This is a genomic window from Stenotrophomonas sp. I18B00994 (genome assembly GCF_014145825.1).
GTDB classification, from domain to species: Bacteria; Pseudomonadota; Gammaproteobacteria; order Xanthomonadales; family Xanthomonadaceae; genus Stenotrophomonas; species Stenotrophomonas maltophilia.
Genome location: NZ_JACIUW010000010.1, coordinates 74,103 through 98,726, shown reverse-complemented (window position 1 = coordinate 98,726; position 24,624 = coordinate 74,103). Strand labels below are relative to the sequence as shown.

Annotated in this window: 20 protein-coding genes and 1 pseudogene; 12 read left to right on the top strand and 9 right to left on the bottom strand. The window is 66.3% G+C overall.

Annotated features, from left to right (window positions below; genetic code table 11):
- Positions 1-6 precede the first annotated feature (6 nt).
- The 5 genes from H4O10_RS13015 (at position 7) to H4O10_RS12995 (ending at position 6,381) form a co-directional block, all read left to right on the top strand.
- A complete protein-coding gene (locus tag H4O10_RS13015) occupies positions 7-2,199 on the top strand; it encodes a Six-hairpin glycosidase-like protein (protein WP_049452248.1) in 2,193 nt (730 codons plus the stop codon).
- Entirely contained in the window at positions 2,196-3,683 is a 1,488-nt protein-coding gene (locus H4O10_RS13010; RefSeq protein ID WP_033833407.1) for an MFS transporter, read from the top strand. The genes H4O10_RS13015 and H4O10_RS13010 overlap by 4 nt, the downstream gene beginning before the upstream one ends.
- Complete coding sequence (locus H4O10_RS13005) at positions 3,683-5,398, top strand: alpha-amylase family glycosyl hydrolase (RefSeq protein WP_049452249.1); 1,716 nt, start codon at positions 3,683-3,685, stop codon at positions 5,396-5,398. Before H4O10_RS13010 ends, H4O10_RS13005 begins: the two co-directional genes overlap by 1 nt.
- A gap of 121 nt (positions 5,399-5,519) precedes the next feature.
- On the top strand, positions 5,520-5,906 hold the full coding sequence (locus H4O10_RS13000) for an SseB family protein (protein ID WP_033833409.1): 387 nt from the start codon (positions 5,520-5,522) through the stop codon (positions 5,904-5,906).
- 142 nt (positions 5,907-6,048) lie between these two features.
- Entirely contained in the window at positions 6,049-6,381 is a 333-nt protein-coding gene (locus tag H4O10_RS12995) for a hypothetical protein (protein ID WP_033833424.1), read from the top strand.
- On the opposite strand, the gene H4O10_RS12990 is transcribed toward H4O10_RS12995, so the two are convergent.
- The 4 genes and pseudogenes from H4O10_RS12990 to H4O10_RS12975 form a co-directional block, all read right to left on the bottom strand.
- Positions 6,371-6,772, bottom strand: a complete 402-nt coding sequence (locus H4O10_RS12990) for a hypothetical protein (protein ID WP_227860021.1) — start codon at positions 6,770-6,772, stop codon at positions 6,371-6,373. The genes H4O10_RS12995 and H4O10_RS12990 overlap by 11 nt on opposite strands.
- Before the next feature lie 146 nt (positions 6,773-6,918).
- Positions 6,919-10,504: pseudogene (locus tag H4O10_RS12985) on the bottom strand (ABC transporter permease subunit).
- Positions 10,505-10,516: 12 nt separating this feature from the next.
- Complete coding sequence (locus tag H4O10_RS12980; protein ID WP_049452250.1) at positions 10,517-11,419, bottom strand: ABC transporter ATP-binding protein; 903 nt, start codon at positions 11,417-11,419, stop codon at positions 10,517-10,519.
- 136 nt (positions 11,420-11,555) lie between these two features.
- Complete coding sequence (locus H4O10_RS12975; protein WP_049453193.1) at positions 11,556-12,587, bottom strand: LacI family DNA-binding transcriptional regulator; 1,032 nt, start codon at positions 12,585-12,587, stop codon at positions 11,556-11,558.
- A gap of 292 nt (positions 12,588-12,879) precedes the next feature.
- On the opposite strand from H4O10_RS12975, the gene H4O10_RS12970 reads away from it, so the two are divergent.
- The 5 genes from H4O10_RS12970 to H4O10_RS12950 all read left to right on the top strand — a co-directional run bounded on the left by H4O10_RS12970 (position 12,880) and on the right by H4O10_RS12950 (position 17,603).
- Entirely contained in the window at positions 12,880-13,449 is a 570-nt protein-coding gene (locus H4O10_RS12970; RefSeq protein WP_033833413.1) for a single-stranded DNA-binding protein, read from the top strand.
- 202 nt (positions 13,450-13,651) lie between these two features.
- The gene (locus tag H4O10_RS12965; protein WP_033833417.1) at positions 13,652-14,557 is read left to right on the top strand and encodes a TIM barrel protein; all 906 of its coding nucleotides are present in this window, start codon (positions 13,652-13,654) and stop codon (positions 14,555-14,557) included.
- A 27-nt stretch (positions 14,558-14,584) separates the two neighbouring features.
- Positions 14,585-16,270 (top strand): GMC family oxidoreductase, encoded by a 1,686-nt coding sequence (locus H4O10_RS12960; RefSeq protein WP_033833418.1) that lies wholly within the window; start codon positions 14,585-14,587, stop codon positions 16,268-16,270.
- Positions 16,270-16,845 (top strand): gluconate 2-dehydrogenase subunit 3 family protein, encoded by a 576-nt coding sequence (locus H4O10_RS12955; RefSeq protein ID WP_005412559.1) that lies wholly within the window; start codon positions 16,270-16,272, stop codon positions 16,843-16,845. Before H4O10_RS12960 ends, H4O10_RS12955 begins: the two co-directional genes overlap by 1 nt.
- Positions 16,845-17,603 (top strand): DUF1080 domain-containing protein, encoded by a 759-nt coding sequence (locus H4O10_RS12950; protein ID WP_049453242.1) that lies wholly within the window; start codon positions 16,845-16,847, stop codon positions 17,601-17,603. Before H4O10_RS12955 ends, H4O10_RS12950 begins: the two co-directional genes overlap by 1 nt.
- A 30-nt stretch (positions 17,604-17,633) precedes the next feature.
- Here the strand turns inward: H4O10_RS12950 and H4O10_RS12945 are convergent, their stop codons facing one another.
- Genes H4O10_RS12945 through H4O10_RS12925 form a run of 5 tightly spaced genes read right to left on the bottom strand, consistent with a single transcriptional unit; the run spans position 17,634 to position 22,266 of the window.
- Positions 17,634-17,930 carry a cytochrome c gene (locus tag H4O10_RS12945; RefSeq protein WP_005412561.1) on the bottom strand — a complete coding sequence of 99 codons (297 nt, stop codon included), beginning with the start codon at positions 17,928-17,930 and terminating at the stop codon, positions 17,634-17,636.
- An 18-nt stretch (positions 17,931-17,948) separates the two neighbouring features.
- Positions 17,949-18,812, bottom strand: a complete 864-nt coding sequence (locus H4O10_RS12940; protein ID WP_049453196.1) for a sugar phosphate isomerase/epimerase — start codon at positions 18,810-18,812, stop codon at positions 17,949-17,951.
- A 19-nt stretch (positions 18,813-18,831) separates the two neighbouring features.
- Positions 18,832-19,956: a Gfo/Idh/MocA family oxidoreductase gene (locus tag H4O10_RS12935; protein WP_049453198.1), complete on the bottom strand. Its 1,125-nt coding sequence runs from the start codon at positions 19,954-19,956 to the stop codon at positions 18,832-18,834.
- 12 nt (positions 19,957-19,968) lie between these two features.
- Positions 19,969-21,186 (bottom strand): nucleoside permease, encoded by a 1,218-nt coding sequence (locus H4O10_RS12930; RefSeq protein WP_049453200.1) that lies wholly within the window; start codon positions 21,184-21,186, stop codon positions 19,969-19,971.
- A 27-nt stretch (positions 21,187-21,213) separates the two neighbouring features.
- The gene (locus H4O10_RS12925) at positions 21,214-22,266 is read right to left on the bottom strand and encodes a sugar phosphate isomerase/epimerase family protein (RefSeq protein WP_049453202.1); all 1,053 of its coding nucleotides are present in this window, start codon (positions 22,264-22,266) and stop codon (positions 21,214-21,216) included.
- Positions 22,267-22,361: 95 nt separating this feature from the next.
- Here H4O10_RS12925 and H4O10_RS12920 point away from each other — a divergent pair, with 95 nt between their 5' ends.
- Together H4O10_RS12920 and H4O10_RS12915 are read left to right on the top strand one after the other, a co-directional pair.
- A complete protein-coding gene (locus tag H4O10_RS12920; RefSeq protein ID WP_024956977.1) occupies positions 22,362-23,369 on the top strand; it encodes a LacI family DNA-binding transcriptional regulator in 1,008 nt (335 codons plus the stop codon).
- A gap of 146 nt (positions 23,370-23,515) precedes the next feature.
- The gene (locus tag H4O10_RS12915; RefSeq protein ID WP_049453204.1) at positions 23,516-24,568 is read left to right on the top strand and encodes a sensor domain-containing diguanylate cyclase; all 1,053 of its coding nucleotides are present in this window, start codon (positions 23,516-23,518) and stop codon (positions 24,566-24,568) included.
- Positions 24,569-24,624 lie beyond the last annotated feature (56 nt).

The following is a 24,624-nucleotide window of genomic DNA, read 5'->3' as shown; positions in this document are numbered from 1 at the left end:
GCTTCGATGCTGAAGATCATTTGCCTGACCGCTGCCCTGGGGGCAGCGCTGGGATCGACCGCGCAGGCGGCCGACCTGCAATTCGACGGCCGCCATGCGCGCGCCGAAGCCGCTGCCAACGGCAGCTTCGTGCTGCATGCGCCGAAGGGCGCAGTGCAGATCGCACCCGCACCGATGCGCAGCCAGACCGGCAGCGCGATGTTCGACGCGTTGTTCGCGCTGGCCCAGCAGGAGATGGACCAGGACCGCGTGGACGCGATTCGCGATCCCGCGTTCGACGAAGGCCGACCGGTGCCGTGCGAGTGCTTCCAGACCGGCGCGCGCTGGCCCTATGTGTGGACCCGCGATGTCAGCTTCGCCGCCGATCTGGCGCTGGCGCGGCTGGACCCGGAGCGCACCCGGCAGTCGCTGCAGTTCAAGCTGTCGGTGGCGCGCGACGGGCACACGCCCGGCCTGTTCGTGGCGCAGGACACCGGTTCCGGTGGCAGCTGGCCGATCAGCAGCGATCGCGTGGTGTGGTTCCTGGCGGCACGTCATCTGCTGGAGGATCGCGCGTTTGCCGACCAGGTCTGGCAGGCGCTGAAGGGCACGCTGGCGCAGGACCGCGCGATGGTGTTCGACGCGCAGGTGGGCCTGTATCGTGGCGAGACCTCGTTCCTGGACTGGCGCGAGCAGACCTATCCGGACTGGACCCGCGAGGACGTGCGCTTCATCGGTGATTCCTACGCACTGTCCACCAACGTGCTGCACTACCAGGCACTGCGCCTGGCCGAACGCCTGGCCGGCCAGCACGGCGACGCCCGCGCGGCCGACTACAAGGCGTGGGCCGATGCGTTGGCGCAGCAGATCGATGCGCGCTTCTGGCGCGAGGATATCGACCAGTACATGAGCTACATCGGCGAAGCCGCGCACCCGGTGCCGTACGCCAAGGTCGATCTGCTGGGCCTGTCGCTGGGCATCCTCGCCGAGGTGCTGCCGCCCGAGCGCGCGCGCCGTGCACTGGCTGCTTACCCGATGGGGCCAGCCGGCAGCCCCGTGGTCTGGCCGCAGGAAGCGCAGCAGCCGATCTACCACAACCGTGCGATCTGGCCGTTTGTCAGCGCCTACTCGCTGCGTGCGGCGCGGCAGCTGGACGATGCGCCGCGCATCGCCGCCGAGATCCGTTCGCTGATGCGGGGCGCCGCGCTGGCCGGTTCCAACATGGAGAACTACGAGCTGGTCAGCCAGGCCGTGCATGTCGAGGAAGGCGCGCTGAGCGGCCCGGTGGTCAACTCCGAACGCCAGCTGTGGTCGGTGGCCGGGTATCTGTCGATGGTGGTCGAAGGCGTGTTCGGCGTGCAGGACGATGGCCGCGTGCAGCCCAAGCTGCCGGCCGCGCTGGTGCCGGAACTGTTCGGCACGCAGCGCAGCATCAGCCTGGAAGTCACTGGCAAGCGCTATGTGCTGGAGCGTCCGCAGAGCGTGGGCGATGGCTTGCTGGTGGCGGGCTGGACCACCACGCGCGGCACGACCACCACGGTGCAGCTGGTGACTGCCCCGGCAGCAACAGGCTTCGCTGCCACGACTGCGGATGCCAACGCGCGTGCGCCCGCAACACCGGCGGCACCGCAGGCCCTGCGCAGGGGCACGGGTTGGAACGTTCCGGTGCAAGCCGGGCAGGTTCTGTGGAAGGACGGCAGGGCCGTCGTCGCCAGCAATGGCCAGGTGCAGATCAGCGACGATGGGCTGCAGCATTGCCTCAGCCTGACCCGACGCGAAGGCGCGTTGGAATCGCTGCACAGCCCAATGGTCTGCGTCGGTCCGCAGCAGGTGCTGAAGGGTGCGCAGCGCTGGCAATTCACCTCGGCCAAGGCCGGGCAGGTTCGCCTGCGCCTGCAATATCGAAACCCGAACGGGCCGATCAACACCGGCGTCACGGCTGCGGTCAAGCAGCTGGTGCTGCAGTGCCCGGGCCAGCCGTTGCAGCGGCATACGGTCACGCTGCCGCACAGCGTGGCCGTGCAGGACTCGACCTCGGCAACATTCACGGTGCCAAAGGGGCAATGCACGGTTGCGCTTGAAGAGGGCTTCAACATGAGCGCGCTTGAACATTTCGCGCACTACACCGGTGGCAAGGGCGGCCGCGAGGGCGTGCTCAACCAGGCCCAGGTGCAGGCGCTGACGGTGGCGCCGGTGGCGATGGAAGAGGGGGCACGATGAATCGTCCCGCCAAACCGCAGCTGTCGTTCTGGCAGATCTGGAACATGTGTTTCGGCTTCCTCGGCATCCAGTTCGGGTTCGCCCTGCAGAACGCCAACGCCAGCCGCATCTTCGAGACGCTGGGTGCGGACATCGACGCGGTACCCGGGCTGTGGATTGCCGCGCCGCTGACCGGCCTGCTGGTGCAACCGGTGATCGGTTACCTGTCCGACCGCACCTGGACCCGCTGGGGTCGTCGTCGTCCGTACTTCATGATCGGTGCGGTGTTGACCACGCTGGCGCTGCTGGTGATGCCGAACTCGCCGACGCTGTGGATCGCGGCCGGCACGCTGTGGGTGCTGGATGCCTCGATCAACGTATCGATGGAGCCGTTCCGTGCCTTTGTCGGCGACCAGCTGGCGCCACGCCAGCGTCCGGCCGGCTACGCGATGCAGAGCTTCTTCATCGGCGTGGGCGCCATCGTCGCCAGCTTCCTGCCATTCATCCTGGCCCACTTCGGCGTTGCCAACACCGCGGCCGCCGGGGAAGTGCCCGACACTGTGCGCTATGCGTTCTACTTCGGCGCGGTGGTGCTGCTCGCGGCGATCACTTGGACGGTGGTCAGCACCCGCGAATATTCACCAGCGGAGCTGGCCGGGTTCGATGATGCCGAGCCACCGGAACATCACGCGGCGGCCGCGATCAACGGCCCGGCTTCATGGACGCGGGTGACCCTGTGGCTTGGGTTGGGTGTGTTGCTGGCGCTGCTGATCACCTGGCGGCAAGGCGACAGGATGCTGTACGTGCTGGCCGGCCTGTGCGCCGGCTACGGCCTGCTGCTGGCGGCGGCGCGCGCGCTGCCGGCCACGCATATGCTGGCCGCCATCGTCGGCGACCTGCGCGCGATGCCGGTCACCATGCGCCGCCTGGCGTGGGTGCAGTTCTTCTCGTGGTTCGCGCTGTTCGCCATGTGGATCTACACCACCGCTGCGGTGGCCGGTACCCACTTCGGTTCGACCGATCCACAGTCGGCCGCCTACAACGAAGGTGCCAACTGGGTGGGCGTGCTGTTTGGCGCCTACAACGGCTTCGCTGCGCTGGCGGCGGTGCTGATTCCGCCGATGGCGCGTGCGATCGGCCTGCGCTGGAGCCACCTGGTCAACCTGTGGCTGGGCGGCGCCGGCCTGGTCTCGCTGATGTTCATCCGCGACCCGCACTGGCTGCTGCTGTCGATGGTGGGTGTGGGCTTTGCCTGGGCCTCGATCCTGTCGTTGCCGTATGCACTGCTGTCCGACAGCGTGCCGGCGTCGAAGATGGGTGTGTACATGGGCATCTTCAATTTCTTCATCGTGATTCCGCAGCTGGTGGCGGCCAGTGCGCTTGGCTTTGCCCTGCGCGCATGGCTGGGTGGCCAGCCGATGCATGTGCTGGTGCTGGGCGGCTGCAGCCTGTTCCTGGCCGGCCTGTGCGTGCTGCGGGTTCCGTCCCGTCCGGAGGTGGTGTGATGCGTGGTGTCCTGGCTGTTGCTGTTTCCCTTGCCCTGTTCGCCGGCCAGGCCGCGGCCGCGCCGCGCCCGGACTACGTCGGCACCACCGAGCCGTTCGCCAGCGATGCGGTGTACTTCGTGGTCACCGACCGCTTTGTCAACGGTGATCCGTCCAACGACCATCGTGACCAGGGTGGCGCGCACCGCACCTTGGATATCCCGGTGCCGTGCCCGGACAAGGTGGACGGCAACATCGGCTATCTCGGCGGCGACTTCCGTGGCGTGCTCGACAATGCGCAGTACATCCGCAACCTGGGCTTCGGTGCGGTGTGGATCACGCCCATCGTCGACAACCCGGACGAGGCCTTTACCGGCAGCAAGCCGATCAGCTGCACCAGCACGCTGACCGACCGCGGCAAGACCGGTTACCACGGCTACTGGGGCATCAATTTCTACAAGCTCGACGAGCACCTGCCGAGCAGGGACCTGGACTTCGCCGGGCTGACCAAGGGCCTGCACGGTGCTGGCTTGAAGGTGGTGCTGGATATCGTAGGCAACCACGGTTCGCCGGCCTGGACCATGCCGACACGGCAGCCCCAGTTCGGGCAGATCTTCGACAAGGACGGAAAATTGATCGCCGACCACCAGAACCTGCCACCGCAGAAACTGGATCCGAAGCACAACCCGTTGCACGCGTTCTACAACAACATCGGTCCGGTCGACAGCAAGGACGGCTCGATCTTCGACGGCAATCTGGCCGAGCTGTCGGACTTCAACCAGGACAATCCGGCGGTGATGGACTACCTGGTCGGCGCCTACCTGCAGTGGACCGCGCAGGGCGTGGACGCGTTGCGCATCGACACCATCGGCTGGCTGCCGCACCCGTGGTGGCATGAATTCGTCAAGCGCATCCGCGCCGAGCATCCGGGCATGTTCATGTTCGGCGAAGCGTTCGACTACGATGCCGCGCGCATCGCCGAGCACACCTGGCCCGCCAACGCGAACGTGAGCGTGCTCGATTTCCCATTGCGCGGCGCGCTGGAGCAGACCTTCGGCACCGCCAACAAGGGCTTCGAGACCCTGGCCGAGCCGCTGCACCTGAGCGGCGGACCGTACGCCAACCCGTACGAGCTGATGAGCTTCTACGACAACCACGACATGCCGCGCCTGCAGGCCAGCGACGATGGCTTCATCGATGCGCACAACTGGCTGTTCACCGCGCGCGGCATTCCGGTGGTCTATTACGGTTCGGAGACGGGCTTCATGCGTGGCCGTGCCGAGCATGCCGGCAATCGTGCGTACTTCGGCCAGCCGCGTGTGGATGCGGCGCCGAAGAGCCCGATCTTCGCGCCGCTGCAGCGTATCGCCAGGCTGCGCGAAGCCACCCCGGCGCTGCAGCGCGGCCTGCAGGTGAACGAGCGCCTGCAGGGTGATGAGGCGGTGTTCTTCCGCGTGCTGCAGCATGGCGAGGTGGCGCAGACCGCGCTGGTGCTGCTGAACAAGGGCGACAGTGCGAAGACCTTCACCGTGGCGCGGTACGTCCAGGCAGGCCGCTGGCGTGATGCGCTGGACGGCGGTTCGTTGCAGGTGGATGCCTCCCTGAGGGCCGAAGTGCCGGCGCACGGGGTGAAGGTGTACGTGCTCGATGCCGCCGTGCAGCAGCCGGCCCTGCAGGCCGAGCTGGACAAGGCGATGGCCGACCAGCGGGCGCGGGACGTGCGTCTGGGGCGGTAGTGCCGGCCGCTGGCCGGCAACCCATGGATCAACGGCACCTTCAGGTGCCGGCCAGCGGCCGGCACTACCGGGGTGACCATATCCGGCACAATAGGCACCCCTCACGCCCCGCCGTATCGCCATGACCGACCTCGCCCCGCAGACCCCGATCGAAACCCTGCTGAAGGCGGCGATGGACGAGGCGGTGCCGATCCGCACCTTCATGGAAGCCTTCGTCGCTTCCGAGGTAGTGCTGCTGACCGGCAGCCTGGTCACCCCGGACGGCAGCGGCTTCGACCCGCTGCTGTTCGACAAGCAGGGCACCCTGCATGTGGCGGTGTTCACCGATCCGTCGCGGGTGGGCGTCTACAGCCAGCAGGCCGAACACCAGATCCGCTGGCTGATGCTGGACGTGCTGCGCCGCGTGCCGGGTGGCTACGGCGTGGTGATCAACCCGGGTACTTCGCTGGGCTTTGAGATCTCGCCCAGCGGCGTTGGCGAGATCCTGAAGGACTTCGCCCAGGGTTGATTGTCATGTAGAGCCGAGCCCATGCTCGGCTGCCGTTCGCGCAATGCCGGATCAGTCGAGCACGGCTCGATACTACAGAGAGCTTCTCTTCGGGCACCGTACGTGATCCCCTTTGGACAACATCGGCATCGAGGCTCTCTCCATGGAATTCAGCGAATCACCCGCCGACGCACCGGCACGATCACGCCATTCCCGCTCGGCCCTGATCTTCCTGATCGCGGCGATCGCTGCCGCGCTGGTGTCCATGCCCCTGCTGCGCGCGGTGGGCATGGTGCTATGGCCGGTGTTCGTCATTGCCTGGCTGATCAACCTGGGCGCGGCCTGGCATCTGGCCCAGTGGGCGCGCCAGCAGCGCCGTTCGGCGTGGGCATTCGGGTTGCCGGCGGCGCTCGGTACCGTCGCCTCGATCGTGGTCTATGTGCTGCTGGCGTTGCTGGGGCCGAAGGCCAGGCCTCAGCCGGAAATCACCGGCTGAGTGCTTCGTTCCACTCGTTCCACAGGACACCGTCCACGGCGGTGAGCAGTGTCTGCTGGACCTCGATCAGCGTGTTCATCTCATCCAAAACCGCCTCCAGGTCGGTGATTGAGATCTCGAATCTGGCCGTGCACTGGCTCATGGCATGTACGTGTCCAGTGCCATGCGCTAGCTCGATGGCTTCCTGGAGGACATGGGGCGCGTCGTTGAGAGAGAGCCGCAGGCGAACGTCTTCATCGCCCGTAATGAGAACACTGTTCCCATCCAGCTCCAATTCGAGCTCAAGACCACAGTCGGCCAATACCTCGGCTGCCCAGTTCACTGATGCGGAGATTCCGTGTGCGGCGAAGTAGATATGGCTGGATGTCATCGCGGCCTCTCGAAGGTTCACGGAGAGTATCGCTTGCCTTGAAATGGAATCTGGTGGTGTCCCTGCATCTCTGGCCAATCAGGAATTTAAATGACGCAATTGGGCGTGGCATGTCGTTTCTGTCTGCAGCAGTGATGCCAGCCATTTGACTGGCACCACCGCATACCTCACATCGTTACCTTGCGCCGGTTGTCATCGCTCACCCGGTCGATCAGCTTGTTGTACGGGTCGAAGCCCGCTTCATCCGGCTTTTCGTCCACCGTTACCGTGATCTTCGGATCGGCGCTGGTGATGTGGTGGCGCTGCAGGTACAGCACCTTCTGGTCGCGCTCCTTGCCCGACGGCCCATTGGCGAACACGCCGACCTCGACCCAGTCATCCATCTTTCCGTCGCTCTCCTTGCCCTTGCCGTCGGCGTACTGCTTGGCGGCGTGCAGGTCCAGGGTCACGTCGTAGCGGCCGTCATCGCGCTTGCGGGCGCTGGCGGCCATCACGCGGTTGTCGTAGAAGCTGATCTTCTCGAACAGGTCGGTGACCAGCTGCTGGCGGTCGGCCGGGGTCTCGGCGCGGATGTAGTCCAGCAGCTCGCGTGAGGTGGTGTACGGCGGTTGCTGGTACCCCTTGTCCTGCAGGAAGCGCTTCAATGCGCGGTTAAGCGCCTGCTCGCCGATCTCCTCGCGCAGCCGGTAGAACACCAGCGAACCCTTCTGGTAGTGGATGTACTGCTGGTTCTCCACACGTTCCAGCGGCTGTTCCTCGATGGCCTCGCCGCCGCGGCCGGACAGGTAGCCGTCCAGTTCGCGCTTGAGGAACTGGCGCATGTGCTGGCGGCCGTACTCCTGCTCCATCACCATCAGCGCAGAGTACTGCGACAACGATTCGGACAGCACCGTCGCGCCCTGCACGTTGGCACCGATCACCTGGTGCGCCCACCACTGGTGTGCGATCTCGTGCGCAGTCACGTAGAACACGTAGTCCACCTTGTCCGGGTCACGCAGGTCGGCGATGAAACCGATGGCCTCGGAGTAGGGGATGGTGTTGGCGAACGACTGCGCGAAGCGCGCATAGCCTGGGAACTCGATGATGCGCACCTGGCGATGCTGGTACGGGGTGAAGTTCGCCTCGTAGTAGGCCAGCGATTTCTGCACCGCTTCGATCATCCGGTCCACGTTGTAGCCGTGCGCCGGATCGAAGTAGACCTCGATCGGTATGTCCTTGTACTTTGCCTTGCGCACCTCCCAGCGCGCCGACAGATAGGCGTAGAAGTTCAGCATCGGTCGATCCATGGCATAGCTGAAGCAGCGCCGGCCATTTACCGTGGTCTCCTTCAGAAGGTAGCCCGGCGCCAACGCCACCTGGTCCGGTGCCGTGCAGACCGTGGTGCGGAAGTCGAGCCAGTCGGCATCGTTGGCTATGTACGTGTTGGCACGCGCGGCTTGGTCTTCCAGCTTGGGCATGCGCCGCGGCTCACCCAGGTCGCGCTTGCGCCGCTCGTTGCGGTCGGTGATCTCCGCGCCCTCGTTGTAGCCGAACGACGGCAGTACGCGGCTGTTGAAGAACGTGCCGTTGCCCACGATGTTGCTCGGTGCCTGGCCGGCGGTGATGCCATTGGGTTTTCTGCACCACCCGGAAATGGACACGTCGGCTTTCGCCCGGCTGCAGCGGTTTCTGCAGGCGGTAGATGCGGTAGCCGAGATCGGCGTCATGCATCGATAGTGTCTGCCCACCCAGGTCGACCGCGACCAGCTGCTTGTCATCGCCCATCGAGACGTGCACGTCCTGGATCGGCGTGGCGTGGGTATTGCGCACCGTCCAGTTTGCATCGATCACCATCGACTGCGATTCCGGGAACAGGTCCACGCGGTTGTCCACCGCCACGATGCGGGGCTGCGGCAGGTTGCGGTACTTCGACAGCTCGCGCTCGTAGCGGGCCTGCAGATCCAGCTGCTGGTCGGGCGAGATGAACTCGTTGCGGATGTTGGTGCTCCAGTACAGCCAGCCGCCCACGGCGACAAAGGCAAGGGCGGCCACTGCGGCGAAGGCACCGGTCGGGCCGCGCAGGCGACGGCCGGCCAGGGCCAGGCGCTGGCGCAGGCTCTGGCTGACACCTCGTACCCAGAAGGCCGACGCCAGGCACATCAAGGTCAGCAGGAACAGCGCCCAGTAGCCCTGGAACGCCAGCTGCCCGGTCAGGAAGTGGCCGTAGCCGTTCATGTCCGAATAGGGCGCGTTGGGCCAGCTGCCGAAGTTGTACAGGTTCTGCGTGTAGTCGAGCAGGCCGAGCACGCCCTGGCCGATCATCACCACGATCAGCAATGCGTAACCGACGAACTTGTTGTTGGTGAGCACCTGCAGCACCAGCGCCAGACCCCCCATGAGGATGTAGACCACCGAATCCAGCGCCAGGCTGCGCAGGTAGAGCAGCGGCTCCAGATGCGTGTAGCCCTTGGCCAGCTGCACGCCCATCGCCGCCAGCGCGCCGGCGGCCTGGAAGCAGATGATCACGGCCAGCAGTGCGGTGAACTTGGCCAGCAGCGGCACCCAGTTCGGCACCGGCATGGCATCGGTCACTTCATTGATGCGCGCACTGCGTTCCTTCCAGACCAGCTCACCGGCGAAGAACAGCACGATGATCACCAGCAGCCAGCTGAAGGCCCCCTGCAGGCCCATGATCATCTGCGAGGTGACCGGCCAGATCGAGGTGCCGTACAGGGTCTGCCGGAACAGCGCGCTGGGCAGGAAGTTGGCCAGGCCCAATACCAGCAGCACGATGAACGGCACGCTGCGCAGGACGCCGCGTGTATCGAAGCGGACCTGGCGCAGGAACTGCTGCCACGCCGTGCTGGCAGTGAACGCCGGTATCACGCGCGGCAGTGTCGCGCGGGTGGGGCGGACCACGCTGGCATCGGCAGCCGGTTGCGCCTGTCTGCGGCCCCAGCGCGGACGGCCACTGCCGCTGCGTTCGGTGCGGAACAGCGCGAAGGTGGCGGCGAACAGCGCGGCAGCCACGCCCAACCACAGGGCGCGGTTGGCCAGCAGGTAACCGGCCAGCTCGGGAATCCCGTCGTTGCGTTCGGCAGTGGACCAGTAGCGGATGGTACGGCCGAGTGCGCGCATGCCCAGCGGTTCGCTTAGCACCGCGATCCACGTATTGTCGATGTCGCGCAGCAGGGCCGCGCTGGCGCCGTACAGGACGAGGTAGGCCACCAGGCCGATGTAGACCCACAGGATCGAGCGGGTCAGCGCTGCCAGCAGCGACAGCAGTGCGGTGGTGAACAACAGGTTCGGAATGACGATGACCGCGAACGTCCAGGCATAGCCCTGCCAGCTGATCGGGCCCATGCGCTCGGGATCGACCCATGGCATGAACGGCGCCAGCCACAGGCCGAACGCGATCAGGATGTAGACCAGCAGCCCGGCCGCCAGGGCGGCAGCGATGCGCCCGGCCAGGTAATCGCGGCGCTTCACCGGGCTGGCGAAGATCAGTTCGGCAGTGCCGAGTTCGAAGTCACGCAACAGCGCGTTGCTGACGAACAGCGCGGTGACCAGCATGCCGAGCAGGGTGAAGATGCCCAGCATCTGCGCGATCACGGTGGGCGCGTTGCTGTGCACGTTGCCGGCGCCGCCACCGATCTGCACGGCGTCGCTGGAGGCGGCGGCGAAGGCAAGCAGGGCGAACAGCCCGGCCAGCAGCCACAGCAGCGGGGAACGCAGCTGCTCGCGCAGTTCGAAGCGGAAGAAATTGAAGATCATGGCGTGCTCCGCTCAGGCTGCCGCGCGGGCACGGGCCTGCAGGCGCAGGCGCTGGAAGTACACATCCTCGAGGTCGGGAGCCACGGCCGCGAAGCCGTCGCCAGGGTCGTTGGCGCTGTGCACGTGGATCACCGGGCGGCCACCGACCAGGCGGGTGGACAGCACCACGTAGCGTGCCTCGTGGTCGGCCAGTTCCGAAGGATCGACCTGCTTGCGCCAGACCTGCTGCTGCAGGGCGTCGATGGCATCGGCCGGGCGCCCGGTCAGCAGCACCTGGCCTTTGTTCATGATCGCCATCGTCGGGCACAGATCGGTCACGTCCTCGACGATGTGGGTGGAGAGGATCACCGCCACGTTCTCGCCGATCGCCGCCAACAGGTTGAGGAAGCGGTTGCGTTCTTCCGGGTCGAGGCCGGCGGTGGGTTCATCGACGATCACCAGCCGCGGGTCACCCAGCAGCGCCTGGGCAATGCCGAAGCGCTGGCGCATGCCGCCGGAGTAGGTGCCCAGCTTGCGCTTGCGCGCGTCCCACAGGTTCACCTGCTGCAGCAGCCCATCGACCACCTCGCGGCGCTGCGCGCGCTGGGTCAGGCCCTTGAGCACGGCGAAATGCTCCAGCAGGTCCAGCGCGCTGACTTTCGGGTACACGCCGAAATCCTGCGGCAGGTAGCCCAGCCGGCGGCGCACCGCGTCCTTGTCGCGCAGCACGTCGATCGGCGCCTCGTCTGGAATGCTGAGCGTCGCCGTGCCGCTGTCGGCCTCCTGCAGGGTGGAGAGCGTGCGCATCAGCGAGGACTTGCCGGCGCCGTTGGGGCCGAGCAGGCCGAACATGCCGCGCGGGATGTCCAGGGTGACGTTGTTGAGCGCATGCACGCCGTTGGCGTACGTCTTGGACAGCGAATCGATCTTCAGCATGCGACGTACACCTTTCCATGGGCGATGTCTGCGCGTTATCCGCGCATCAGCCTCCGTGCGCATCCGCCGTTGGTCATGGGGGGGGGGGGGAATTCCGCCGTCGCACGTTGGGGCGTGGCGGGAGGCCTGGCGGCGCTTACCGGCGCAGTGACGATTCCCGCACCACCAGCTTCACCGGGATGCTCTGGCTCTCCACCGGCTGCCGCCCGATCAGGGCCAAAAGGCGTTCCACCAGCAGCTGCCCGGCCTGCTTGGTGTCCTGCTGCACCGTGGTCAGCGCCGGGGATACCGAGGCCGCCAGCGGGATGTCGTCAAAGCCGGTCACCGCCACGTCCTGTGGCACCCGCAGGCCCGCCTCGCGCAGGGCCCGCATCGCGCCGATGGCGATCAGGTCGCTGGCGGCGCAGATCGCATCGATCGGTTCACCGCGTGCCAGCAGCGCCTGGCAGGCTTGCTGGCCCGACGCCTCGGTGGTGATCGCATCGTGCTGCAGTGCCGGTTCGGCGGCCAGGCCGTGGTCCTGCAGGGCCGCGACATGGCCGCGGTAGCGCTCCTGGAATTCGGGGTAATGGCTGGAGGCATGGCCGAGGAAGGCGATGCGGCGGCAGCCCTGCAGCAGCAGGTGGGTGGTGATGTCATGCCCGCCCTGGAAGTTGTCGCTGCCGATCGACACGCCGGGCTGGCCGGGCAGGGCGGCGCCCCAGCGCACGAAGTGCGTGCCCTGTTCAACCAGCCGCTGCAGGCGATCGCGCGATTCGTGGTAGTCGCCGTAGCCGAGCAGGATGATGCCGTCGGCCTTGTTGCTGTCCTCGTAATCGGCCTGCCAGTCGGTGGACAGCTGCTGGAACGAGACCAGCAGGTCCTGCCCGTGCAGGGCGCAGGCGCGGGTGATCGAGCCGAGCATCGAATGGAAGAACGGGTTGATCAGCGAGTCGTCGTTGGTCGGGTCCTCGAAGAACAGCAGGGCCAGGGTGCCGGCATTGCGCAGGCGCAGGCTGGAGGCGTTCTTGTCGACCTTGTAGTTCAGCTCGCGGGCGATGCGCAGGATGCGCTCGCGGGTCTCGGCGTTGACCATCGGGCTGCCCCGCAGGGCCCGCGACACGGTCGGCTGGGAGACCCCGGCCAGGTGGGCGATGTCCAGGGAGGTGGCTTTGCCTTTGATCGTCATGGGAACGCGGGAGGGGGCAGGGGGAGGAGCCTGGGCATGATGCCATGGGCAGACGGCAATGCCCCTCCGGATGTCCACTGAAGCGAGGGTAAGTCATTGCCGGACAAGGAAATCAGTTCAATCCTCCTGCGCGGCCGGGGTCTTCTGATCGGGCGGATGGCGGCGGCAATGCTAAGATGCATCGTTCTCGCATTCCCCCAAATTTCAACAGGGGCGGCCTCGCCTACTGCACCCCCGCCCGGGGCTGTGCTATCACTGGCGGTCTGCCCCTGGACAACGGACGAAGGTACCTATGGCGCGCGGCATCAACAAAGTCATCCTGGTCGGCAATCTCGGCAACGACCCGGACGTGAAGTACACCCAGGGCGGCATGGCGATCACCCGCATCAGCCTGGCCACCACCAGCGTCCGCAAGGACAAGGATGGCAACCAGCAGGAGCGCACCGAATGGCACCGCGTGGTGTTCTTCGGCAAGCTCGGCGAGATCGCCGGCGAGTACCTGCGCAAGGGCAGCTCGGTCTACGTCGAAGGCAGCCTGCGCTACGACAAGTACACCGGCCAGGACGGCGTGGAGAAGTACTCCACCGACATCATTGCCGATGAAATGCAGATGCTGGGCGGCCGCGGTGAAGGCGGTGGCGGCGGCGGTGGTGGCAACTACGGCGGCGATCGTCCGCAGCGCCAGCAGGCTCCGCGCCAGGAGTATGGCGGCGGTGGTGGCGGTGGCGGCCAGCGTGGTGGCCAGGGCGGCGGCTATGGCAACCAAGGCGGCGGTTACGGCAACCAGGGTGGCAACCAGCGTCCGCAGCCGCAGCAGGCGCCGCCGATGGATGACTTCGCTGACGACGATATTCCGTTCTGATCGAACGCTCGTTCGCAGCAGAAAAGAAAGCCCCGCTCATGCGGGGCTTTTCTTTTTGCGCGATGCCATCTGCGTTGTGCCTCGCACCATCAGTTTTTCGTGCACCGCGACTTGCAAACAGACAATTTCCTCCCCTATGGTGCAATCGATTGCATTGCTGTGAATCGTTGCGTTTGATACCGGTTGGGAGGCCGGAAGGTGGATGTCCATCCATTCGATCAGACCGGCTCCTTCGAGGGGGCTCACGCGGCGCGATGCGCTGCGCATCGCAGTTGCCGGCAGCATTGGCCTGGGGGCCGCGACAACCGCGGGCGCATTGCCCGCATTCGCCGCCACGGCGCCACTCAAGGGCAACCTGAAGCATTCCGTCGCACGCTGGACCTTCCCGCAGCTGTCCGTTGCCCAGCTCTGCACGACGGTGAAGGACATCGGCTTTGCCGCGATCGACCTGGTCGGCCCGGAAGACTGGCCCACGCTGAAGGCGAATGGCGTGTACAGCTCGATGTGCAACGGCGCGGAACTGGGCCTGACCAAGGGCTTTGCCGGCCGCGAGTTCCACGACCAGCTGGTGGAACGCTACACGCGGCACATCGATCTGGTCGCCGATGCCGGCTATCGAAACCTCATCTGCTTTTCCGGCAACCGCAACGGTATGGACCCGCAGGACGGCATGGCCAATGCCGAGGCCGGGCTCAAGCGCATCCTCGGACATGCCGAGAAGCGCGGCGTGGTGCTGGTGATGGAACTGCTCAACTCCAAGGTCGATCATCGCGACTACCTGTGCGACCACTCCGCGTGGGGTGTAGAGCTGTGCCAGCGGCTCGGCTCGGACAATTTCGGCCTGCTCTACGACATCTACCACATGCAGATCATGGAGGGCGACATCATCGCCACCATCGGCAAGCATCACGCCTGCTTCAAGCACTACCACACCGCAGGCGTGCCTGGCCGGAACGAGATCGGAGACCAGCAGGAGCTCCACTATCCAGCCATCTGTCGCGCGATCCGCGACACCGGTTTCAAGGGGTATCTGGCGCAGGAGTTCACGCCTGCAGCGCCCGATCCCGTTGCCTCATTGCGCGAGGCGATCCGCCTCTGCGACGTCTGAAACGATATCCACCCAGGTGAGAAACCCATGGCAGATAATCACTACGACGCCATTGTTGTTGGCTCGGGAATCAGTGGCGGTTGGGCGGCGAAGGAGCTGACCGAGAAGGGCCTGAAGGTCCTGATGCTGGAACGCGGGCGCAACATCGAGCACGTCAAGGACTACGTCAACGCGATGAAGGAGGCGTGGGATTTCCCGCACCGCAACCGGCCAACGCAGGCAATGAAGGCCGAGTTCCCGGTGCTGATGCGCGACTACGGCCTGGCCGAGAACCTGGAAGGGATGTGGGCCAACGAACAGGAATCGCCCTACATCGAGACCAAGCGCTTCGACTGGTTCCGTGGCTACCACGTCGGTGGTCGTTCCTTGATGTGGGGGCGGCAGAGCTATCGCTTCTCCGATCTGGATTTCGAGGCCAACCTCAAGGACGGCATCGCCACCGATTGGCCGATCCGCTACGCCGATATCGCGCCGTGGTACGACCATGTAGAGAAGTTCGCCGGCATCGCCGGCACGCGCGAAGGACTGGACGTGCTGCCGGACGGCGAGTTCCTGCCGCCGATTCCCTTGAACATCGTCGAGAAGGATGTGGCCGCGCGCATCAAGAAGGCCTTCGGCGGAACGCGCCATATGATCCACTCGCGCACTGCCAACATCACCCAACCGATGCCCGAGCAGGGGCGCGTCAACTGCCAGTACCGCAACAAGTGCATCCTGGGTTGTCCCTTCGGTGCCTACTTCTCGACCCAGGCGGCGACGCTGCCGGCGGCGATGAAGACCGGCAATCTGACCTTGCGGCCGTTCTCGATCGTCAAGGAAGTGCTCTACGACAAGGACCGCAAGCGCGCGCGCGGCGTGGAGGTCATCGATGCCGAGACCGGGCAGACCTACCAGTACACGGCCAAGGTCATTTTCCTCAACGCGTCGTCGTTCAACTCGACGTGGCTGCTGATGAATTCGGCCACCGATGTCTGGGAAGGGGGGCTGGGCTCCTCGTCGGGGGAGCTCGGGCACAACGTGATGGACCATCATTTCGGGGCCGGCGCCTCGGGCCGGGTCGAGGGTTACGAAGACAAGTACTACTTCGGCCGCCGTCCCTGCGGCTTCTACATTCCGCGATTCCGCAACGTCGCGGCCGACAAGCGCGGCTACCTGCGCGGGTTCGGCTACCAGGGCGGTGCCAGCCGCACCGGATGGTCGCGCGAGATTGCCGAGCTCAACATCGGCGCCGATCTGAAGGAGGCACTGACCGTGCCGGGTGACTGGCGCATCGGCATGACCGGGTTCGGTGAAATGCTGCCGCACCACGACAACACGATCCGCCTGGACCACGACCGCAAGGACAAATGGGGACTGCCGGTGCTGGCGATGGACGTGTCCATGCGCGCCAATGAACTGGCGATGCGCAAGGACATGGCCGCCGATGCCGCCGAGATGCTGGAGGCAGCCGGGGTCAAGGACGTGAAGATGCACGACAACGACTACGCCCCGGGCAAGGGCATCCACGAAATGGGAACCGCGCGCATGGGACGTGACCGGAAGAGCTCGGTGCTGAACCAGCACAACCAGGTCTGGGATGCCCCCAACGTCTATGTGACCGACGGTGCCTGCATGACCTCCAGCGCCTGCGTGAATCCCTCGCTGACCTATATGGCGCTGACCGCGCGCGCGGCCGACCATGCGGTACGCGAACTGAAAGCGGGGAACCTCTGATGGATCGCCGCGAACTGTTGAAGATGATCGTTGCCGCTACCGGTGCGGCCATGGTTGGCCTGCCTGCGCTGGTGCATGGCAAGGTGCCGGCTGCCGGGGCGATGCCCGCGTTCTCCGATGCCGACATCGGCATGCTGGACGAGATCGCCGAAACCATCCTGCCGCGGACAAGGACGCCCGGGGCCAAGGACGCGGGTGCCGGTGCGTTCATGGCGACGTTCGTCAGCGACTGTTACACGGCCCGGCAGCAGGCGACGTTCCGCGCCGGCCTGGCCGACATCGACACGCGCGCCGGTGGCCGTTTCGTATCGCTCACGCCGGAAGCCCGCACCGGGTTGCTGCGAACGCTGGACGCCGAAGCCAAGGCACGCAATGCCGACGTGACCGAGACCGGCACTCCCGAGGAAGGCGAGGCCATGCCGCATTACTTCACGATGATCAAGCAGCTGGCCATCTTCGGCTTCTTCACTTCAAAGGTCGGGGCGACCGGTGTGCTGCAGTACGTCGCCGTGCCGGGCCGCTACGACGGTGACCTGGCCTATGTCCCCGGTACGCCCGCGTGGGGGACCAGCTGATGGACACCATCCTGATGATCCGCCCTGCGTTGATCACGGCCGGCCTGCTGGCCGCTGCATCCGCATTCGCTCAGGACGGTACCGACGCTGCGCGTGACCCGAAGAAGACCGAAGTGTGGACGCCCGTGCCCGCAGTCGTGGCCACGCCGCCAGGCAAGGCCCCCTCCGATGCCATCGTGCTGTTCGATGGCAAGGATGTCTCGGCGTGGGAGGCAGAGCAGGGCGGGCGCGTGCCCTGGACGGTTGCCGATGGCGCCATGACCGTCGTTCCGGGCAGCAAGGGCATCCGCACCCGGCAACGCTTCTGCGATGTCCAGCTGCATGTCGAATGGCGTACCCCCACCGAGACGAAGGGCTTCGACGGCCAGAACCGGGGCAACAGCGGCATCTTCCTGCAGGAACTGTACGAGCTGCAGGTGCTGGACAGTTACAACAACCCGACGTATGCCAACGGCCAGACGGGTTCGATCTACAAGCAGGCCATGCCACGGGTGAACGCCTCGCGCGCACCGGGCCAGTGGCAGGTCTACGACATCATCTGGAAGGCACCGCGCTTCTCGCAGGGCGGCGGCCTGACGTCGCCCGCGCGCATCACCGTGCTGCACAACGGCGTACTCGTGCAGGACGACACCGTGCTGGCAGGCAGGACCGAGTACATCGGTGCGCCTTCGTACGCACCCCATGCGTGCGCGCCGCTCTATCTGCAGGAGCATGACTCCAAGGTCAGCTACCGCAACATCTGGGTGCGCGAACTGTAGCGGCACGCGGCCGGCGTGGTCGCCGGCCGCCTACTTCGCCAGATAGCTGGCGAGGTCGTCGATCTCCTGCTGCGACAGCTGGGCAAAGGGCGGCATCAATCCTCCGCCCTTCCTGATCTTGTCCTTGACCTGGGCGGGCTGAAGCCGCTTGCCGACGTCGGTGAGCGCCGGGAAGGTAGGCGGTACGCCGGCGCGTTCAGCACCGTGGCAGGCAGTGCAGTGCTGGGCATAGAGTTTCGCGCCGGCGGCAGGATCGTCCTTGGCCCGGGCTGCCGTTGAAGTGCTCATGCCGCCCAGGGCCAGGGCCACTGCCAGGATCATCTTCATGTGGGGCTCCTTGATGCGTCAGCGCCGTGCACGGGTGGGCACGTTGGCGGGCAGGTGTTCACGCAGGTAGTCCGCGCCGGTCTGGATGACCTTGGCCGGGTCGCGTGGCTGGTCGTGCTCGACGATGTACCACTGCACCTTGGCCGCCGCAGCGGCGGGCAGGATCGCGTTCCAGTCCAGCACGCCCTGGCCCACGGCGGCGAATCCGTCTTCGTCCTGGGCCTGGCCCTTGGGCGCATTGTCCTTGGCGTGCACCGCGAACACGCGACCGCGGAATTTTCCCAGCATCACCGCCGGGTCCAGGCCCGCGCGTGCGACCCAGGCCAGGTCCAGCTCGGTCTGCAGGTCGGGGCCGGCCGCTGCGAACAGCAGCTCCAGCCCGGTCTGGCCGTCGAAGTCGGCCAGCTCGAAGTCGTGGTTGTGATAGGCCAGGCGCATGCCCTTGCCGCGCACCTGCTTGGCGATGCGGCCCAGCTCCTTGCCCAATGCGGTCCAACCCGCGGCATCGGTTGGGCGGTCCTTCTGGTCCAGGTAAGGCACCACCAGCGTGCTGTTGCCGATCGACCGGTTGAACGTCACCACACCATCCAGGTTGCCCCGCAGCTCGGCCAGTGGCACGTGCGACGAAACCGCCTTGATCGAATACCGGTCCAGCAGCTGCTTGAGTTCGGTGGCGCTGGTGTTCTGCGTACCGACCGTTTCCACCGCACGGACGCCCGCGTCGTGGACGATCTTCAACTGCTGATCGAGCGGGCCTGCATTGCGCAGGGTGTACATCTGCACCGCGATCGGCTTCTGCGTGGTGGCGGCTTCGCTCGCGAAGGCGGGCAGGGCAGCGAGCAGCAGGACGAGACTTGCACTTCTACGGAAAAGAGCTTTCATCAACAGATCCTCCCGGAATTCAACCGATGGTGGTCCAGGTACGTGACCTGGCTGATGCAATGACGCGATCGACGATCCGTGCCGAGCGCAGGCCGTCTTCGAAGGTGGGCAGGCCCTGCGGCCGCTCGCCTTCAATGGCGCGATAGGTGTCGGCCACAAACGCCTCGAAACACTGGGCGTAGCCCTGTGCATGCCCGGCCGGCAGCATGGAAAGGCGGCGTTGTTCGGCGCTGCCGGCACCGGGGCCGCGCATGAAGGTTTCCTCGCGCTGATCGGGCAGGCCGATCCAGAGTCGTTCGGCATCCTCCTGGTTGAAGGCCACGCTGGCCTTGGCGCCATCGATCTCGAACCAGAGGCGGTTGTGGCGTCCGGCCGAGACCTGGCTGACCGTCAATGACGCCAGCGTGCCGGCGCCGGTCCTGAACATCGCTGCGGCCACGTCTTCGCTGGTGACAGCCTGCATCGCACTGGCGGCCGTTGGCGTGCTGAAGCTCTGCCCGCTGACGGCGCCACGCTCGGCGATTACCGTGGAGAACGCCGCGTTCACTTCGGCGAAGCCCTCGCCACTGACCCATTCGACCAGGTCGCACCAGTGCGAACCGATGTCGGCGAACACGCGCGACGTGCCTCCCAGCGCGGGGTCCACGCGCCAGTTGTTGCTGGCCGGATCCAGCAGCCAGTCCTGCAGGTAGCTGCCGTGGATCAGGTGCAACGGCCCCAGATCGCCCTGGGCGATGCGTGCGCGCGCCTCCCGGACCACTGGGTGGTAGCGGTAGACGAAGGGCACCGTGGCAACCAATCCGGTCGATGCGGCCAGCGCCGCCAGCGCCTGTGCATCGTCCAGCGTCGTCGCCAGCGGTTTCTCGCAGATCACGTGCTTGCCGGCTTCCAGCGCAGCCTGTGCCATGGCGCGGTGCAGATGGTTGGGCGTGCACACGTGCACGACCTGTACCTGCGGATCGGCGATCACCTCCTCGATATCGCGGTAGGCGCGCGGGACATTCCAGGACTGCGCGGCCTCATGCGCGCGCTGCGCTGACGAGGCGGCTACGCCGCGCACCTCGGCACCGGCCAGCAGTGCCGCACGACGATGCACTGCACCGATCATGCCGGCGCCGACGATGGCGATTCCAAGCTTGGGCATCGACGGGGATCCTCAGGGTGTGGAGGGCGCGGCCGTGACCGTCGGCCGGTCGCGGAACAGCAGCAGGAAGGCGATCAACACCACCAGTGCAACGCCGGCCGGGAACAGCCAGATCTGCTGCCAGTCGGGGCCGGCCTCGGTGGTGAAGTGCTCCACCACCGCGCCGGACAGGAAGGTGCCGATCAGCATTCCCACGCCGTAGGTAGCCAGGGTGATGAAGCCCTGCGCGCTGCTGCGCGCGGCGGGGCCGGCATGCGCATCGGTGTAGATCTGGCCGGTGACGAAGAAGAAGTCGTAGCAGATGCCGTGCAGCACGATGCCGATCACCAGCAGCGAGAAGCCGCTGCCCGCATCGCCGAAGGCGAACATGGCGTAGCGCACCACCCAGGCGGCCATGCCGACCGCCAGCATGGTCTTCACCCCCAGCCGCACGAACAGGAACGGCATGGCCAGCATGAGCAGCACTTCGGAGACCTGGCCCAGCGACTGCAGGCCTGCTGCGCCGCGCACGCCCAGGTCGTTGAGATACGGATTGGTGAAGTTGTAGTAGAACGACAGCGGGATGCAGATGGCGATGGACGCCAGGAAAAACACCAGGTAGGCGCGCGACTTCAGCAGTCGCAACGAATCCAGCCCCAGGATCTGCCCCAGTCCGGCATCGCGCTGCTGTGCCAGTGGCGGCGTGTGCGGCAGGGTGAATGCATACAGGCCCAGCACCAGCGATGCCAGCGCGGCCATGCGGAAGGTGAGTTCAAGCCGATGGGCCTGTTCCCAGCCCAGCCAGCCGATCAGCACACCGGCAATGATCCAGCCGATGCTGCCGGCCACGCGTACCAGCGGGAACTGTTTCTCGGGCGACTGCATGTGCCGCATCGCCACGCTGTTGGCCAGTGCCAACGTCGGCATGAACAGCAGCATGTAGCCCATCACGCAGGCCGAGAACACGCTGAAGCTGGTGGCGGTGGACGCCAGCCACATCAGCACCGCGCCGGTCAGGTGCAGCACCGCGAGGATGCGCTGCGCCGCGAAGTAGCGGTCGGCGATCAGGCCGACCAGGAACGGCGCAACGATCGCGCCGATGGACTGGCTGAGGAAGGCGGTGGCCACCTGGCTGGCGCTGGCCTGCAGCGGGCCCTGCACCAGGTAGGTTCCGAGGGTGACGAACCACGCCCCCCAGATGAAGAACTGCAGAAACATCATCGCGCCCAGGCGCGACATGGCGTGCGTCATGGCTTGCCCTCCCGGGGCGGTCTTGGCTCAGATTCCCAGCATGCGGTGCAGTGATGCGGCGTCCGTGCCACTGTCGGCAAAGTCGTCGAAGGCGCGGTCGGTCACGTGGATGATGTGGTCGCGGATGAAGGCGGCACCCTCGCGTGCGCCGTCCTCGGGGTGCTTCAGGCAGCATTCCCATTCCAGTACCGCCCAGCCGGGGAAGTCGTACTGGGCGAACTTCGAGAAGATCGCCTTGAAGTCGATCTGGCCATCACCGAGCGAACGGAAGCGGCCCGGACGCTCGATCCAGTCCTGGTAGCCGCCATACACGCCGCTGCTTGCGCTGGGGCGATACTCCGCGTCCTTGACGTGGAAGATGCCGATGCGCGCGTGGTAGCGGTCGATGAAACCCAGGTAGTCCATCTGCTGCAGCAGCAGGTGGCTGGGGTCGTACAGGATCTTGGCGCGGGGGTGATGATCCACCACATCGAGGAAGCGTTCGAAGGTCGCGCCATCGTGCAGGTCCTCGCCCGGGTGGATCTCGAAGCAGAGATCCACGCCGCAGGCATCGAAGGCATCGAGGATCGGGCGCCAGCGGCGGCCGAGTTCGGCGAAGGCTTCTTCCACCAGTCCCGGTGGGCGCTGCGGCCAGGGATAGAAATAGGGCCAGGCCAATGCGCCGGAGAACGTGGCATGCGCGGTCAGCCCCAGCCGCTGGCTGGCTTTGGCGGCCAACAGAAGCTGCTCCACCGCCCAGGCCTGGCGGGCCGTGGGATCGCCGCGCTTGTCCGCGGGTGCGAATCCGTCGAACAAGCTGTCGTAGGCCGGATGGACCGCGACCAGCTGCCCCTGCAGATGGGTGGACAGCTCGGTGATCTGTACGCCATGCCCGGCCAGCATGCCGGCAAGGTCGTCGCAGTACGCCTGGCTGCGTGCGGCCTCGGCCAGATCGAACAGGTGGGGCGCCGTGGTGGGGACTTGTACGCCAGAATAGCCCAGACCCGCGGCCCATCCGGCCAGCGTGTCCAGCCGATCAAAAGGAGCCGTGTCGCCGATGAACTGCGCCAGGAACAGCGCTGGACCCTTGAGCGTCTTCAACGTGATTCGCCCTCGATGCAATCGATTGCATTATCCTAGCAGGGGCGCACGCAGGACCTGTTGTGCACTGCACAGCGGGCGGGAGAACTAACGCCATGGCCACCATCTACGACATCGCAAAGCACGTCGGCGTCTCCGCCGGCACCGTGTCGCGTGCACTTTCGCGGCCGGACAAAGTGCTGCCGGCCACGCGCACGCGCATCGAGCAGGCCGCCGCGGCGTTGGGCTACGTGCCCAACACGGTCGCCCGCACGCTCAAGACCCAGCGCAGCGGCAAGATCCTGGTCACGGTGCCGGATATCGCCAACCCGTTCTTCGCGCAGATCCTGCAAGGGGCGGAAGACGCCGCGCAGGCTGTCGGCTATGCGGTGCTGCTGGGCGATACGCAGGACCAACCCGACCGCGAGGAACGCTACGCGCAGATGCTCCGGCGCAACGAGGCCGACGGCATGATCGTGCTTGGCCATCGCCTGCCACCGACGGCGCGCGAGATTGTCCAGCAGAGGGGGGCTGCCGCGCCGGTGGTCAACGGCTGCGAGTTCGATCCCGCGCTGGGCCTGCCCAGTGTGCACATCGACAATGCCGCCGCCGCACGCGCCGTCATGGAGCACTTGTACGCACTGGGCCATGAACGGATCGCCGTGGTCGGTGGGCCGCCGGACAATCCCCTGCACCAGCAGCGCCTGGAAGGGGTACGGGGGGCCGGCAAGGTGCGTGGCCGCCTGCGCCAGCTGAGCATCGTGCCGGGGGATTTTTCAGTGGAATCCGGCCATGCGGCTGCCATGGCGCTGCTGGACGGCACGTCCGCACCAACGGCGATCTTCTGCTTCAGCGACCAGATGGCGCTGGGCACCCTGGCGGCCTGCCGGGAGCTGGGCATCCGCGTGCCGGAAGACCTGTCCATCGTCGGCTTTGATGATCTGGCGTCTTCCCGCTACCTCACGCCGCCGCTGACGACCATCCGGCAGCCGATGCGGGAAATCGGCGCGCGCGCGGTCAACCTGCTGCTCGCCATCATCGAACAGGTGGATGTTCCGCTTCAACAGACGCTGGATTTCAGCCTGATGGTGCGGGGATCGACGGCTGCGCCCCGACGCAGGTGACCACGGGGTGGGGCCGCGGAGCGTGGCAGCCGGCCCGCGCGATATCGTGCAACCTTGATCCCGAATTGACGCAAAGCTGTCAGACTCATCGCAGGCAGCCCGGCAAGGGCCTTAGCAGCAGGTGCGATCGCGCAAGGGGGGCGGCAATGCCATTCTTCACCGATTCGGCGGAAGGCGCGGTCGAAGGCATTGGCGCGGCACGTCGCATCGGCTGGATGCGTTTCGTCGGCAATGGACTGGGAGCGATCCCCATCGCCTCGATCATGCTTGAACGCCAGGATGGCGGGCTGGCGTGGGTCCTGCTGCTGCTCAACGCGCTGGCGTGGCCGGCACTGGCATTGCTGCTGACCCAGCGCTCCCGCCAGCCGGCGGTCGTCCAGTTCCGTTGCATGGTGGCCGACTCCTTCTTCGGCGGTGGCTGGATCGCCTTCATGGCGTTGAGCGCGGTGCCCAGCGCACTGTTCGCCGCGCTGCTGGTGGCCGACAAGATCGCTGCCGGTGGCGTGCGCCTGGCGATGCGCGCCACGCTGGCCCTGCTGCTGGGCTTCGCACTCACCTGGTGGTTGCTCGGCTTCCCTTACCAGCCGGTCACCTCGCAGCGCACGATCGTGCTGAGTGTCCCGTTCCTGTTCGTGTATGGCATCGGCCTCAGCATTCTCAGCTGGCAGCTGGCGCGCCGGGTCAAATCGCAGAACCGTCAGCTGCAGCGGCTCAGCCGGATGGACCCGCTGGTCGAGCTGGCCAACCGTGGCTTCCTGATCCTGCGTGCGCAGCAGGCGCTGGACCGGGCCCAGGGCCAGGGCGGCTTTGCCTGCCTGATGATGCTCGATGTGGATGATTTCAAGCGCATCAATGACTCGCATGGCCACCGCGCCGGTGACGAGGTGCTGCGGCATATCGCGGCGACATTGCGCACCTTTGCCCGGCCCGGTGATACGCCCGCGCGGCTGGGGGGCGATGAGTTCGTGGTGCTGCTGTGCGACTGCGCGCCCGCCGATGCGATGCACGTGGCCGAGCGGGTGCGCCTGCACCTGCTGGAGGCCGCGCGGCAGGCCACGCCGGGCGTGGAGTTCAGCGTGAGTATCGGTATTGCCGCGACGCCGCGTCGCGGTAGTGTCGAGGACTGGTTGGCACTGGCCGACCGCGCGCTCTACCACGCCAAGCGGCAGGGCAAGAACACAGCCAGCTACGGTGAGTGAGTGCGGCACGGCTGCCGCCGAACGAGGCCGAAACGCCCGTTCATCCTGCACGCGGA

Coding starts and splice junctions, on each gene's coding strand:
- H4O10_RS13005 (WP_049452249.1), top strand. CDS start 3,683: ATGCGTGGTGTCCTGGCTGTTGCTGTTTCCCTTGCCCTGTTCGCCGGC.
- H4O10_RS12965 (WP_033833417.1), top strand. CDS start 13,652: ATGTCCATCCATTCGATCAGACCGGCTCCTTCGAGGGGGCTCACGCGG.
- H4O10_RS12940 (WP_049453196.1), bottom strand. CDS start 18,812: ATGAAAGCTCTTTTCCGTAGAAGTGCAAGTCTCGTCCTGCTGCTCGCT.
- H4O10_RS12935 (WP_049453198.1), bottom strand. CDS start 19,956: ATGCCCAAGCTTGGAATCGCCATCGTCGGCGCCGGCATGATCGGTGCA.
- H4O10_RS12930 (WP_049453200.1), bottom strand. CDS start 21,186: ATGACGCACGCCATGTCGCGCCTGGGCGCGATGATGTTTCTGCAGTTC.
- H4O10_RS13015 (WP_049452248.1), top strand. CDS start 7: ATGCTGAAGATCATTTGCCTGACCGCTGCCCTGGGGGCAGCGCTGGGA.
- H4O10_RS12920 (WP_024956977.1), top strand. CDS start 22,362: ATGGCCACCATCTACGACATCGCAAAGCACGTCGGCGTCTCCGCCGGC.
- H4O10_RS13000 (WP_033833409.1), top strand. CDS start 5,520: ATGACCGACCTCGCCCCGCAGACCCCGATCGAAACCCTGCTGAAGGCG.
- H4O10_RS12970 (WP_033833413.1), top strand. CDS start 12,880: ATGGCGCGCGGCATCAACAAAGTCATCCTGGTCGGCAATCTCGGCAAC.
- H4O10_RS12995 (WP_033833424.1), top strand. CDS start 6,049: ATGGAATTCAGCGAATCACCCGCCGACGCACCGGCACGATCACGCCAT.
- H4O10_RS12955 (WP_005412559.1), top strand. CDS start 16,270: ATGGATCGCCGCGAACTGTTGAAGATGATCGTTGCCGCTACCGGTGCG.
- H4O10_RS12980 (WP_049452250.1), bottom strand. CDS start 11,419: ATGCTGAAGATCGATTCGCTGTCCAAGACGTACGCCAACGGCGTGCAT.
- H4O10_RS12950 (WP_049453242.1), top strand. CDS start 16,845: ATGGACACCATCCTGATGATCCGCCCTGCGTTGATCACGGCCGGCCTG.
- H4O10_RS13010 (WP_033833407.1), top strand. CDS start 2,196: ATGAATCGTCCCGCCAAACCGCAGCTGTCGTTCTGGCAGATCTGGAAC.
- H4O10_RS12960 (WP_033833418.1), top strand. CDS start 14,585: ATGGCAGATAATCACTACGACGCCATTGTTGTTGGCTCGGGAATCAGT.
- H4O10_RS12915 (WP_049453204.1), top strand. CDS start 23,516: ATGCCATTCTTCACCGATTCGGCGGAAGGCGCGGTCGAAGGCATTGGC.
- H4O10_RS12945 (WP_005412561.1), bottom strand. CDS start 17,930: ATGAAGATGATCCTGGCAGTGGCCCTGGCCCTGGGCGGCATGAGCACT.
- H4O10_RS12975 (WP_049453193.1), bottom strand. CDS start 12,587: ATGACGATCAAAGGCAAAGCCACCTCCCTGGACATCGCCCACCTGGCC.